The sequence below is a fragment of the Catellatospora tritici genome, assembly GCF_019083965.1.
Taxonomy (GTDB): domain Bacteria; phylum Actinomycetota; class Actinomycetes; order Mycobacteriales; family Micromonosporaceae; genus Catellatospora; species Catellatospora tritici.
The window spans coordinates 490,990-504,137 of the sequence record NZ_JAHRCY010000002.1; the positions used below are offsets into that span (position 1 = coordinate 490,990).

General features: G+C 69.6%; 11 protein-coding genes. 4 read left to right on the forward strand and 7 right to left on the reverse strand.

The genetic code is table 11. From position 1 onward, the window contains the following. Positions 1-31: 31 nt before the first annotated feature. The 4 genes from sucD to icmB all read right to left on the reverse strand — a co-directional run bounded on the left by sucD (position 32) and on the right by icmB (position 3,661). A complete protein-coding gene (gene sucD, locus KUA19_RS06055; RefSeq protein WP_217395093.1) occupies positions 32-919 on the reverse strand; it encodes a succinate--CoA ligase subunit alpha in 888 nt (295 codons plus the stop codon). Positions 920-927: 8 nt separating this feature from the next. Next, the gene (gene sucC / locus KUA19_RS06060) at positions 928-2,106 is read right to left on the reverse strand and encodes an ADP-forming succinate--CoA ligase subunit beta (protein WP_217395094.1); all 1,179 of its coding nucleotides are present in this window, start codon (positions 2,104-2,106) and stop codon (positions 928-930) included. A 178-nt stretch (positions 2,107-2,284) separates the two neighbouring features. Next, positions 2,285-2,965 carry a hypothetical protein gene (locus tag KUA19_RS06065; RefSeq protein WP_217395095.1) on the reverse strand — a complete coding sequence of 227 codons (681 nt, stop codon included), beginning with the start codon at positions 2,963-2,965 and terminating at the stop codon, positions 2,285-2,287. A 288-nt stretch (positions 2,966-3,253) separates the two neighbouring features. Next, positions 3,254-3,661, reverse strand: a complete 408-nt coding sequence (gene icmB, locus KUA19_RS06070; RefSeq protein WP_217395096.1) for a coenzyme B12-dependent isobutyryl CoA mutase small subunit — start codon at positions 3,659-3,661, stop codon at positions 3,254-3,256. Between the two features lie 324 nt (positions 3,662-3,985). Between icmB and KUA19_RS06075 the strand changes: the two genes are divergently transcribed. Together KUA19_RS06075 and KUA19_RS42455 are read left to right on the forward strand one after the other, a co-directional pair. Beyond that, complete coding sequence (locus KUA19_RS06075; protein ID WP_308167352.1) at positions 3,986-4,696, forward strand: M23 family metallopeptidase; 711 nt, start codon at positions 3,986-3,988, stop codon at positions 4,694-4,696. A gap of 291 nt (positions 4,697-4,987) precedes the next feature. Continuing rightward, positions 4,988-5,773: a M23 family metallopeptidase gene (locus KUA19_RS42455; RefSeq protein WP_308167353.1), complete on the forward strand. Its 786-nt coding sequence runs from the start codon at positions 4,988-4,990 to the stop codon at positions 5,771-5,773. A 91-nt stretch (positions 5,774-5,864) separates the two neighbouring features. Here the strand turns inward: KUA19_RS42455 and pcrA are convergent, their stop codons facing one another. After that, positions 5,865-8,249 carry a DNA helicase PcrA gene (pcrA, locus tag KUA19_RS06085; protein ID WP_217395097.1) on the reverse strand — a complete coding sequence of 795 codons (2,385 nt, stop codon included), beginning with the start codon at positions 8,247-8,249 and terminating at the stop codon, positions 5,865-5,867. Between the two features lie 159 nt (positions 8,250-8,408). Between pcrA and KUA19_RS06090 the strand changes: the two genes are divergently transcribed. Further along, positions 8,409-10,256, forward strand: a complete 1,848-nt coding sequence (locus KUA19_RS06090; RefSeq protein ID WP_217395098.1) for a bifunctional metallophosphatase/5'-nucleotidase — start codon at positions 8,409-8,411, stop codon at positions 10,254-10,256. Positions 10,257-10,488: 232 nt separating this feature from the next. After that, complete coding sequence (locus KUA19_RS06095) at positions 10,489-10,773, forward strand: chorismate mutase (protein ID WP_217395099.1); 285 nt, start codon at positions 10,489-10,491, stop codon at positions 10,771-10,773. Positions 10,774-11,108: 335 nt separating this feature from the next. Here the strand turns inward: KUA19_RS06095 and KUA19_RS06100 are convergent, their stop codons facing one another. Together KUA19_RS06100 and KUA19_RS06105 are read right to left on the reverse strand one after the other, a co-directional pair. Then, positions 11,109-12,119 (reverse strand): ABC transporter ATP-binding protein, encoded by a 1,011-nt coding sequence (locus KUA19_RS06100; protein ID WP_217395100.1) that lies wholly within the window; start codon positions 12,117-12,119, stop codon positions 11,109-11,111. Next, positions 12,112-13,146 carry an ABC transporter ATP-binding protein gene (locus KUA19_RS06105; protein WP_217395101.1) on the reverse strand — a complete coding sequence of 345 codons (1,035 nt, stop codon included), beginning with the start codon at positions 13,144-13,146 and terminating at the stop codon, positions 12,112-12,114. Before KUA19_RS06105 ends, KUA19_RS06100 begins: the two co-directional genes overlap by 8 nt. Positions 13,147-13,148: the final 2 nt, after the last annotated feature.

Below are 13,148 nucleotides of genomic sequence, written 5' to 3' on the forward strand. Positions count from 1 at the left end.
CGGGGTGGCGCCCTTCGGCGTCTGCTCGGGCTCAGCGGCCCTGCATGACCTCACGCATCAGGCGCGCGGTCTCCGACGGCGTCTTGCCGACCTTGACCCCGGCCGCCTCCAGCGCCGCCTTCTTCGCGTCGGCGGTGCCGGACGAGCCGGAGATGATCGCACCGGCGTGACCCATGGTCTTGCCGGGCGGGGCGGTGAAGCCCGCGATGTAGCCGACCACCGGCTTGGTCACGTTGGCCTTGATGAACTCGGCCGCGCGCTCCTCGGCGTCGCCGCCGATCTCACCGATCATGACGATGGCCTCGGTCTCCGGGTCGTCCTGGAAGGCCGCGAGCGCGTCGATGTGGGTGGTGCCGATGATCGGGTCGCCGCCGATGCCCACGGCGGTGGAGAAGCCGATGTCACGCAGCTCGTACATGAGCTGGTAGGTCAGCGTGCCCGACTTCGAGACCAGGCCGATGCGGCCCGAGCCGCTGATGTCGGCCGGGATGATGCCCGCGTTGCTGGCGCCCGGCGAAGCGATGCCGGGGCAGTTCGGCCCGATGATCCGGGTCTTGTTGCCGGTCGCCACGGCGTGCGCCCAGAACGCGGCGGTGTCGTGCACCGGCACGCCCTCGGTGATCACGACGGCCAGGCCGATGCCCGCGTCGATCGCCTCGACGACCGCCTGCTTGGTGAAAGCCGGGGGTACGAAGATGACGGTGACGTCGGCACCGGTCTTGTCCATCGCCTCGGCGACGGTCCCGAACACCGGCACCTCGTGGCCGTCGAACTCGACGGTGGTGCCCGCCTTGCGCGGGTTCACGCCGCCGACGATGTTCGTGCCGGCCGCCAGCATGCGACGGGTGTGCTTGGAGCCCTCAGAGCCGGTCACGCCCTGGACGATGACCTTGGAGTCCTTGGTGAGCCAGATAGCCATTGTCTAAATCACTTCCCAGCCGCAGCGAGCTCGGCGGCGCGCTTGGCGGCGCCGTCCATGGTGTCCACCCGCTCGACGAGCGGGTTGCCGGCGCCGTCGAGGATGGCGCGACCGGCCTCGGCGTTGTTGCCGTCCAGCCGCACGACCAGCGGCTTGGTGACCTGCTCGCCGCGGCCCTCGAGCATGGCCAGCGCCTGGATGATGCCGTTGGCGACCGCGTCACAGGCGGTGATGCCACCGAAGACGTTGACGAACACGCTCTTCACGGCCGGGTCGGACAGCACGATCTCCAGACCGTTCGCCATCACCTCGGCCGACGCGCCGCCGCCGATGTCGAGGAAGTTCGCGGGCTTGACCCCACCGAACTCCTCACCGGCGTACGCGACCACGTCCAGGGTGGACATGACCAGGCCCGCGCCGTTGCCGATGATGCCGACCTCGCCGTCGAGCTTGACGTAGTTGAGGTCCTTGGCCTTGGCGGCCTGCTCCAGCGGGTCGACCGCGGCCTTGTCCTCCAGCGCCTCGTGGTCGGCGTGGCGGAACCCGGCGTTCTCGTCCAGGGTCACCTTGGCGTCCAGGCACAGCACCCGGCCGTCGCCCACCTTCGCCAGCGGGTTGACCTCGACCAGCGTCGCGTCCTCGGCGATGAACGTCTGCCACAGCTTGATCGCGATCGCGACGACCTGGTCGGCGACCTCGGCCGGGAAGTGGCCGGCCGTGACGATCTCGCGGGCCAGGGCCTCGTCGACGCCGCGGTTGGCGTCGATGGCGATCTTCGCGACCTTCTCCGGCTGCTCCTCGGCGACGGTCTCGATCTCCATACCGCCGGCCACGCTGGCGATGCACAGGAAGGTGCGGTTCGCCCGGTCCAGCAGGTAGGAGAAGTAGTACTCCTCGACGATGTCGGCGGTCTCGGCCAGCATCACCTTGTGGACCGTGTGGCCCTTGATGTCCATGCCGAGGATGTCGTTCGCGCGGTCGTACGCCTCGTCGGCGCCGTCGGCCAGCTTCACGCCACCGGCCTTGCCGCGGCCGCCGACCTTCACCTGCGCCTTGACCACCACACGGCCGCCGAGCCGCTCGGCGATGGCGCGGGCCTCCTCAGGGGTCTCGGCGACGCCACCGGCGAGCACGGGCAGGCCGTGCTTTTCGAAGACATCGCGCCCCTGGTACTCGTACAGGTCCACCGATACCTCTTCGCTGTCCAGCCCACCGCGTCGGCGGCGGGACACCCGGCACGACGCGTAGGGACCATTGCCCATCCTCCGCTGGATGGGCCTTCCGCGCAGCCTAACGGTCCCTCAGCGCAGGGTATCGGCACGACGGCCCGGTGTGCCCAACTGCACACCGGGCGACGACCGTCGGCTATGCCAGCTCGATCGGGCAGCGGCCCGCGGCCTGGTACTGAAGCGCCATCAGCAGCTCCTGCGGGCTGCTCGCCACACCGCCCACCGGCACGTGGATGTTGGTGCCGAGCTTGCGCAGGCGCAGCTTCTGCGCGATCGCCACGCCCGCCCGCTGATCCATGCCGCGCGCCTGCTGCTTGAGCTTGAACTGGTCCTCGATGCGAGGGTCACGCGGCTTGACGATCAGCTGCGGCCCGCGCCAGCGCCGTACCGCCACGGTCTCGATGGTGGCCCAGGGCAGGTGCAGCGCCCGCTCCTTGTCGCCGTTCGGGCGGACGAACACGCCGTGGGCGTCGGCGGCCAGCAGCACCGGCTTGCGCATCAGCCACCAGGTGCTGACCGGCGTCGAGAGCAGGAAGAACCCAGCCATGATCAGGGTGAGCCAGCCGATCAGGTGCGAGTTCATGTCGCCCCGGTTGCTGTGCACGGTCTCGTCCGGGCCGGTGATGAAGATGATGGCGCCGACCAGGCAGAGCAGGCCGAATACGTACAACATGATGATTTCGGCACGGCGGTGGCGCAGTGCGTGGCCCCAGCCCGAGGTCAGCCGGACCTCGAACGGGAGCCCGGCGGGGATCGCCTTGTGCAGCGTGGGGAAGTCGGCCGTGCCCGGGTGGGCGGCCGCGTAGGGGGAGGTCATGAAGGGGGAACGTAGCAGCCTGTCACCCGTTTCGGTGACCCCGGGAATGCCCGTAACCCCCGGTGAAAACCCTCGTTGAGTCTGATGTCAGAGCGCTGAAACCGAAAGGCCAGGCGGGATGACACAAACGGCCGATGCCCTGTCGGTCGAGGGGTGGCGGCGGGGCGTCGTGCATAGAGGAGCCGGGCGTGTGAGGGGTGCGTCCGGCTCCTCCCCTATTTGCTGACCTTATATAAGGCGCCCGCGGTGCGGGCGCCTTACGCGTGTCCGGTGCGGTCGGGTCGCCGGTCAGGCGGGCTGCGACGTCGCGACGTTCGACCGCACCCATTCGACGATCGCCTGGGTGGTCGCGCCGGGGGTGAACACCTTGGCCACGCCCAGCCGCTCCAGCTCGGGGATGTCCGCCTCGGGGATGATGCCGCCGCCGAACACCACCATGTCGCCGGCGCCGCGCTCGCGCAGCAGCTCGACCACCCGGGGGAACAGCGTCATGTGCGCGCCGGACAGCACGGACAGGCCGACCGCGTCCGCGTCCTCCTGGATCGCGGTCTCCACGATCTGCTCGGCCGTCTGGTGCAGACCGGTGTAGATGACCTCCATACCCGCGTCGCGCAGGGCCCTGGCCACCACCTTCGCGCCGCGGTCATGCCCGTCGAGGCCGGGCTTGGCCACGACCACGCGAATACGAGTGCCCATCAGTGCTCACCTCTCGCCGTACTGACTTAACGAACGGTAACCCACCCGCCCGTGGTCACCACCAGCGGTCGCCTCACATCGCAGCGCGACGCCTGTATATACCCGCTGCCCGGCGAGTGATCACACTCTGTGATCATCGGAAACTTGGATAAATAAGGACATAAACGGGATATTCGGGCCGGACAGTCGCACTGATAGCTAAGGGATGACGGACGGGAGCTTGTGCCTACCCCTACGGGTTGGTTAAGTTGTCCCGCAGTGCCATCCAAAAGTGGGTGACAGAGCGTCGCGTTCCGGCGGCGCCACCGATGACGGAGGCTACAGGTGCAATACCGGCCAGAGCTGATACGCGAGAGCGACCGTTACCGCGGCCGTCGCAGGGTGGCCACGCCGCCCCGCAGCAGGTACGCAGCCGTCATCACCACCGCGTTCGTCGGCGCGGGAATCGTGGCCTTCGGTGCCGGAGCCGGCATCCACGACGCGAAGACCGACGCCCTGAGCGGTGACACCACCGCCGTCTCCGAGTCGAGCGTCGCCCGCGCGGAGGCCGCCGATCGCGCCAGCCGCGGCGACGACCGCACGCTCAGCACCTCGATCACCGCGGCCCCGAACGCCTGGTTGCTGCCCTTCCACAACTACCGCATCACCTCCGGCTTCGCGATGCGCTGGGGCAAGATGCACAAGGGCGTCGACCTGGCCCTCACCGAGGGCACGCCGTACGCGGCGGTGCACGACGGGACCGTCATCCTGGCCGGCTGGAACGGCGGCTACGGCTACTGCATCATCATCGACCACGGCAACGGCTTCAAGACGGTGTACGGCCACTCCAGCAAGCTGCTGGTCAAGGTCGGCCAGAAGGTCAAGGCGGGCGAGGTCATCGGCCTCGGCGGCAACACCGGCCACTCCTTCGGCTCCCACCTGCACCTGGAGATCCACGTCAACGACGTCGCGGTGAACCCCATTCCGTGGTTCAAACAGCACGGTGTTGATCTCGAACTCGAAATTGAACAGGCCTTCGACGGCTCGGTCGGCTGACTTCGTACTCGCGAAACGCCCGCATCAATCCTGATGCGGGCGTTTTTGTCTGATTCGCGATTACGCAGTGCTACCGAGCCCCCGCCCGCAGTCACGAATTCGGGCCGTTCGGGTGACCGAGGTCACCCCTCCCTTAAGGGACTCAGGGTCGGTTCAGGCCCGATAACCGGACATACCTCTAGCCCGATATCGCCTCCGGAATCCGAATCAAGCTCGGAGCGCGCTTGGATTGCCCGCTGTGACCAGGCAACATGGCTCTTCGTCAACGGAGACACACCGGAGGTTCCACTCGTGCAGAGCAGCACTGAGATCTTCAAGACCGGCCGCGAGAAGCTGGTCGCCGTACGCGACCGAGTCCGCGCCGGGCTGAAGGGACGCACCCGTGAGGTCACCGCTATCGCGGTTCTCGCCGGCGTCGCGTCGGTCGGCTTCGTCGCCGCCAACATCGACAACGCCCCGAGCAAGTCGCTGACCACCGTCGCGGCCGAGGCCACTGCCAAGCGGGAGGCCGTCGCCGAGCGGACCGACCGGTCCACCCGCAGCACCAAGAGCAACACCCCCGCCAAGAGCAAGGCGAAGCAGGCCGCCCCGGCCAAGGCCAAGCAGGCCGCCGCCCCGGCGAAGGCCAAGGCCGCCGCGCCCAAGGCCGCGCCCAAGGCCGCGCCCAAGGCCAAGGCCATGTGGAGCAGCCCGATGCAGGGCTCCCCGGTCAGCTCGTGCTTCGGCCCCCGCTGGGGCACCATGCACAAGGGCGTCGACTTCGCCATGCCGGAGAACACCGCCATCCACGCCGTCGGCCCCGGCACCGTCTTCGCGGCGGGCTGGGTCTACACCGGCTACGGCATCTCGGTCGTGGTCGACCACGGCAACGGCTACTACACCCACTACGCCCACATGAACCGCGAAGCGGTGCAGGTCGGCCAGCAGGTCAAGGCCGGCGACATCCTCGGCTACGAGGGCTCCACCGGCGACTCGACCGGTCCCCACCTGCACTTCGAGGTGCACCAGGGCAGCATGTGGAACCAGGTCGACCCCGCCCCGTGGCTGAAGGCTCGCGGTATCAACACCGGTTGCTGACGCCCCACCGACCGCCCATCCCCAGCTTCACCCAATCCCCCCAAAAGCGTGTGGCCCGGATCGCTGATCCGGGCCACACGTCGTTTCGGGGTCAGATCTTCTCGATCGGGGCGTGCCGGACCACGAGCCACAGCACCTGGTCGCCGAAGTCGACCTGCGCCTGCGCCCGAGCGCCGACGCCCTGCACCGCGAGCACCCGGCCCAGGCCGTAGCGCTGGTGGTTGACCCGGTCGCCCGCCGACAGCGCCGGGGCCGACGCCAGATCACTGGCGGTGGCGAGCTTGCTCGGGTCCACGCCGATCCGGCTGGCCAGCGCCGCCGCGCGGCTGGTGCCGCCGACGAAGGTGCTGGCCGCCCGCTCCTGGCTGCGCTCGCGGCCGCCGATGCCGCCCCGGTCACCGCCCCACGAGCTGACCGCGTCCGCGGTGCGCTTCCAGTCCAGCAACTCCGGCGGCAGCTCCTCCAGGAACCGCGACGGCGGGTTGTACTGCGGCTGCCCCCACGCCGAGCGGGTCACCGCCCGCGACAGGTACAGCCGGTGGCGGGCCCGGGTGATGCCGACATACGCCAGGCGCCGCTCTTCTTCCAGCTCCTTGACCTCGCCGAGCGAGCGCAGGTGCGGGAAGACGCCGTCCTCCAGGCCGGTCAGGAACACCACCGGGAACTCCAGCCCCTTGGCGGTGTGCAGGGTCATCAGCGTGACCACGCCCTGGTGATCCGGGTCGTCGGCGGGCACCTGGTCGGCGTCGGCGACCAGGGCCACCTGCTCCAGGAAACCGGCCAGCGTCGGGGTCTCGTCGGCGGCGGCGGTGCGCTCGGCGTACTCCCGGGCGACGCTGACGAGTTCCTGGAGGTTCTCCACCCGGCCCTCGTCCTGCGGGTCCAGGCTCGCCTCCAGCTCGGCCAGCAGGCCCGACCGGGACAGGATCAGCTCCAGCACCGCCTCCGGCGGCGCCTCGCGGGCCAGGTCCCGGGCCTCGTCCAGCATCGCCAGGAAGTCGTTGATCGAGTTCACCGCGCGGGTGGCGATGCCCGGCGCGTCCGCGGCCCGGCGCAGCGCCGCCCCAAACGAGACCCGCTCGCGCGCCGCCAGCGCCTCCACCACGGCCTCGGCCCGGTCGCCCAGGCCGCGCTTGGGGGTGTTGATGATCCGCCGCATGCTGACGGTGTCGTCCTCGTTGGCGATCGCGCGCAGGTAGGCCAGCGCGTCGCGGACCTCCTTGCGCTCGTAGAAGCGCACCCCGCCGACGACCTTGTACGGCAGCCCGAGCCGGATGAAGATGTCCTCGAACACCCGGGACTGGGCGTTGGTGCGGTAGAAGACCGCGACGTCGCCGGGACGGGCCGCGTCGGCGTCACACAGCCGGTCGATCTCGCGGGCCACCCAGTCGGCCTCGGCGTGCTCGTTGTCGGCCACATACCCGGTGATCTGCTCGCCGGCGCCCTGGTCGCTCCACAGCCGCTTGGGCTTGCGGTCGGCGTTGCGGTCGATCACCGCGTTGGCCGCGCTCAGGATGGTCTGCGTGGACCGGTAGTTCTGCTCCAGCAGGATCGTGGTGGCCTGCGGGTAGTCGCGCTCGAACTCCAGGATGTTGCGGATGGTCGCGCCCCGGAAGGCGTAGATCGACTGGTCGGCGTCACCGACCACGCACAGCTCTCCGGTCTCCCCCACCAGCTCCTTGACCAGCATGTATTGCGCGTGGTTGGTGTCCTGGTACTCGTCGACCAGCACGTGCCGGAAGCGGCGCCGGTATTTCTCGGTCACCTCGGGCTTGGCCTGCAGCAGGTGCACCGTGCGCATGATGATGTCGTCGAAGTCGAGCGCGTGCGCCTGCTGGAGCCGCTGCTGATACAGCGTGTACGCCTCGGCGAGCACCCGCTGCGCCGGGCCGCTGGCCACGAACGCCTCCGGGTCGATCAGCTCGTTCTTCAGGTTCGACACCTGTGCGGCCAGGCTGCGCGGCGGGTAGCGCTTCGGGTCGAGGTCGAGCTCGCGGGAGACCAGCTGCATCAACCGCCGCGAGTCGTCCGCGTCGTAGATCGAGAAGGACGACTTCAGTCCGGCGTGCTCGTGCTCGGCGCGCAGGATGCGCAGGCAGGCCGAGTGGAACGTGGAGACCCACATCATCCGGGCGCGGTTGCCGACCTGGTGCGCGACGCGCTCGCGCAGTTCACCCGCCGCCTTGTTGGTGAAGGTGATGGCCAGGATCTCGCCCGGGTGCACGTCCCGGGCGGCCAGCAGATACGCGATGCGCTGGGTCAGCACCCGGGTCTTGCCCGAGCCCGCCCCGGCGACGATCAGCAGCGGGCTGCCTGAGTGCACCACCGCGGCGCGCTGGGGTTCGTTGAGCCCGTCCAGCAGCTTCGCGATCCGGGTGGGGTCGCCACCGCGGGCGCCCTGCTCGGACACGGGCGGGCCGCTGCGCGGCCCGGGTGTGGACGGCGTGGCATCGGGGAGGTCGAAGAGAGCATGCATCGTCTCGTGAGTCTATGCGTCCCGGCTGACAACGCCCCGCGCCGACCGCCCGGTCACCCGAACGTCACCGTTCACTGGTGGCGCGAGCGGCCTTACTACCCGAGGATGTGCGTACCCCGTCGCGCATTGGAGCGCGACGCCGACAACGGAGGCCCCTCTATGAGTCACCCCCGCCATCGAGGCTGGACGAGCGCGCTGCGGGTGCTGGCCGCCCCGGCGCTCGCGGTGGCCGTCGTCGCGGCGATCTCGCCGACCGGCGGATCCAGCGCTGCCACCACGCCTGCCGCGTGGACCCCCCTCACCCCGGTCTCGCTCACGCTGACCGAGCCGCCGGCGGCCACCCGTACCGCCAACGGCGCCCTGCTCGCCTTCAACGACTTCCACGGCGCCATCGACCCGCCCACCGGCAGCGGCGGCCTGGTCGTCGGCAACCCGGCCGGCGGCGTCGAATACCTCGCCACCTGGGTCAAGAAGCTGCGGGCCGAGAACGTCGCCGCCGGTCGCGACGTGGTCACCGTCGGCGCGGGCGACATGGTGGGCGCCAGCCCGCTGGTCAGCGCCGCGTTCCACGACGAGCCCACGATCGAGCTGCTGAGCGAGCTCGGTCTGGAGATCACCTCGGTCGGAAACCACGAGTTCGACGAGGGCGTGACCGAGCTCAAGCGCCTCCAGCGCGGCGGCTGCCACCCCACCGACGGCTGCGCCGACGGCGACGGCTTCGACGGGGCCGCCTTCACCTACCTGGCCGCCAACGTGGTGGACAAGCACACGCACCTGCCGATCCTGCCCCCGGTCAGCGTGAAGATCATCGACGGGGTGCCGGTCGGTTTCGTCGGCATGACCCTGGAGGCGACGCCGACCATCGTCAACCCGGCGGGCATCACCTCGGTCGAGTTCAAGGACGAGATCGAGACCGCCAACCTGTGGGGCGGCATCCTGCGCCTGCTCGGTGTCAAGGCCCAGGTGCTGCTGATCCACGAGGGCGGCCAGCAGGGCCCGACCGGCGACATCTCCACCTGCGCGGCGTTCGCGGGCGCGATCACCCCGATCGTGGCCGGGCTGCGCGACGAGTTCGGCGTCGTCGTCTCCGGGCACACGCACCGCTTCTACTCCTGCTCGCTGCCGAACGCGACCGGCAAGCCGGTCGTGGTCACCAGCGCGGGCAGCAACGGCACCCTGGTCACCGACATCACCATGACCATGGACCGGCACAGCCGCACGTTCAGCTCCATCGCGGCGCGCAACGTGATCGTCGAGAACGGCGTACGCAACGCCGACGGCACCTGGCAGACCTCGGCCCCGGGCGTGTTCGTGCGCAACCCGGCCCTGGTCGACCCGGCCGCCAAGGTGATCGCGGACAAGTACCGCGTCGCGGTGGCGCCGCTGGCCAACCGGGTCGTCGGCAGCATCTCCGCCGACATCCCCCGCGACGCCAAGCCCAGCGGGGAGAGCCCGCTCGGCGACGTCATCGCCGACGCCCAGCTCGCCTGGACCTCGTCGGCCGGGGCGCAGCTCGCGCTCATGAACCCGGGCGGCATCCGGGCCGCGCTGAGCTACAGCAACTCCCCCGGCGGCGAGGCGCCCGGCCAGGTGACCTACGGCGAGGCGTTCACGGTGCAGCCGTTCAACAACCTGGTGGTGACCCAGTCGCTGACCGGCGCGCAGCTCAAGGAGGTGCTGGAGCAGCAGTTCACGGGCTACCTCGGGCAGACCACGACGAAGTTCCTGCAGGTGTCTGCGGGCTTCACGTACTCGTACGACACCACGCTGCCGCTCGGCTCGCGGGTGTCGAACCTGGCGCTCAACGGCACCCCGATCGACCCGGCGGCCACCTACCTGGTGACGACCAACGACTTCCTGGCCAACGGTGGCGACGGGTTCACCGCGCTGACCGCGGGCACCGGTCGGGTCACCGCACCCGGGTTCGACGTCGACGCGCTGGTCGCGCACCTGGGGACCGGCCCCATCGCGCCGGGACCGGCCAACCGCATCACCAAGCTCGGCTGAGCAGGACGGCTCTCACATGATGGTCGGCTCGATCGCGTCGGCGCACATCCGTGGCATACTTGGCGACGTGATCAAGCAGGCGTTCTACTTTACCTATGGCTCCGGAGCCCCGGCAGTCGTAGGTCGCGCCTGACTGAGCAGCAGACCTGACGAAAAGCCCCGGGCTCGACGAGCCCGGGGCTTTTCTTCTGCCCAGGGCACCGACGAGCGACGATCCCACCGAGGAGTACTCATGAGTGCCATCGCCCACGACACCGGCACCAGCGCGCCGGAGGCGGCCTCCGAGATCGCGTCGCTGCGGGAGCGCATCGACGCCATCGACGACACGATCATCGCGCTGTGGAAGGAACGGGCCGCGATCTCGCAGCAGGTCGGCCGGACCCGCGTCGCCTCGGGCGGCACGCGGCTGGTGCTCAGCCGCGAACGCGAGATCATGGACCGCTTCCGCGCCGAACTCGGCGCGGACGGCGCCCAGCTCGCCCTGCTCCTGCTGCGCGCGGGCCGCGGCCCGCTCTGACGGACGGCCGTCAGGCACCGCACGACCACGGCCGGCCCACTCGTCCGGCCCCGTTCTGGGCCCCACGTGGCAACCGGCCCCGGCTTAGCATCGACGGTGGCCTACCCGGAAGACCGATTCGAACGATCCGTCTTCTGGATAGGCCAGTGTCGATCAAAGGGCGACCGTGCGGACACTCGCCCCGGAACAGGGCAGGTCAAGCCTCGGCGAAAGCAAGCACAGGGCACCGCTCGCGTGGCGTGCGGTGCCCTGCTCTATGTTGACCCGGTGGCGGGCGGTCTGGCCGGAGGCTCAACCAACCCGACCGTTCGCCACCGGGAGTCACTCCACCCGGATCACTGGGTGGCGTGGACCACGTCCCGCACCTCCGCGAAGTGGCAGGCGCTCGGGTGCGCCGACTTCGCCGTGATCTGCAGCAGCGGCTCCTGGGTGGCGCAGATGTCCTGCACCTTCCAGCACCGGGTGCGGAAGCGGCAGCCCGAGGGCGGGTTGGCCGGTGACGGCACGTCGCCCTCCAGCACGATCTGGTCCCGGTGCCCGCGCAGCGTCGGATCCGGCACCGGCACCGCCGACAGCAGTGCCTGCGTGTACGGGTGGGTCGGCTGGTCGTAGATCTGCACGTCCGAGCCGGTCTCAACCACCTTGCCGAGGTACATCACGGCCACGCGGTCGGCGATGTGGCGCACCACCGACAGGTCATGGGCGATGAAGATGTACGACAGCCCCATCTCCTTCTGCAGTTCGTCCAGCAGGTTCATGACCTGGGCCTGGATCGAGATGTCGAGCGCGGAGACCGGCTCGTCGCAGAGGATGATCTCCGGCTTGAGCGCGAGCGCGCGGGCGATGCCGATGCGCTGGCGCTGACCGCCGGAGAACTGGTGCGGGTAGCGGTTGATGTGCTCGGGGTTCAGACCCACCAGCTCGAGCAGTTCCTGGACCCGGCGCCGACGGTCGCCCTTGGGCGCGACGTCGGTGTGGATCTCGAACGGCTCGCCCACGATGTCGCCGACCGTCATACGCGGGTTCAGCGACGTGTACGGGTCCTGCATGACGAGCTGGATGTTGCGCCGCGCCCGCCGCATCGCCTCGCCGCCGAGCTTCGAGGTGTCCTGGCCACGCACCACAATGGATCCGCTGGTGGGCTTCTCCAGGCCGACCAGCAGCTTGGCCAGGGTGGACTTGCCACAGCCCGACTCGCCCACCACGCCGAGGGTCTCGCCACGGTGCAGCTGCAGGTTGATCCCATCGACCGCGCGGACCGCGCCGATCTTGGTCTTGAAGACGATCCCCCTGGTCAACGGGAAGTGCTTGACCAGGTCGCGGGTTTCGAGCACTACGTCACTCACCGCGGACCTCCTTCCAGAAGTGGCAGGCGCTGGCGACGCCAGGCTGGATCTGGTGCAGCGGCGGCACCGGGTCGGCCTTGCAGACGTCCTGGGCGTACCGGCACCGGGGGTTGAACGCGCAACCGGCCGGGATCCGGGTCAGGTTCGGCGGCAGGCCCTTGATCACGTTCAGCTGCTGCCCCTTGAGGTCGACCCGGGGGATCGACTCGAGCAGCGCCTTGGTGTACGGGTGGGACGGCTTGGCGTAGATGTCGAACACCGGCGCCTTCTCCACGATCCGGCCCGCGTACATGACGTTGATGCGGTCCGCCACGTCGGCGACCACACCCATGTCGTGGGTGATCAGGATCAGACCCATGTTGCGCTCACGCTGCAGCTCGGCCAGCAGGCCCATGATCTGCGCCTGGACGGTCACGTCCAGTGCGGTCGTGGGCTCGTCGGCGATGAGCAGCTCCGGGTCGAGCGCCAGCGCCATCGCGATCATCACGCGCTGCCGCATACCGCCCGAGAACTGGTGCGGGAAGTCGTTCACCCGCTGCCGAGCCGCCGGAATCTTGACCAGGTCGAGCAGCTCGATGGAGCGCTTCTTGGCGTCCGCCCGCGACATGCCGCGGTGCTTGCGGAACAGCTCCGCCATCTGGAACCCGACCGTGAAGACCGGGTTCAGTGCCGACAGCGCGTCCTGGAAGATCATCGCGATCTTGTTGGCCCGGACCAGCCGGCGCTCCTCGGCGGTGCGCTTGAGCAGGTCCACCCCGCGGTACCGGATCTCGCCGCCGGTGATGAAGCCGGGCGGAGTGTCCAGGATGCCCATGATCGCCTGCGCGGTCACGGACTTGCCGCAACCCGACTCGCCCAGGATCGCCAGCGTCTCGCCCGAGTTGACCTCGAACGACACGCCGTTGATGGCCTTGGCGACGCCGGCCCGGGTGCGGAACTCCACCCGGAGGCCCTCCACCTGCAGCAGCGGCGCGCTCTGGTCGGTGCCGCGCAGGGCGGGGCTGAAGTCGACCGAAACCTCAGTCATGT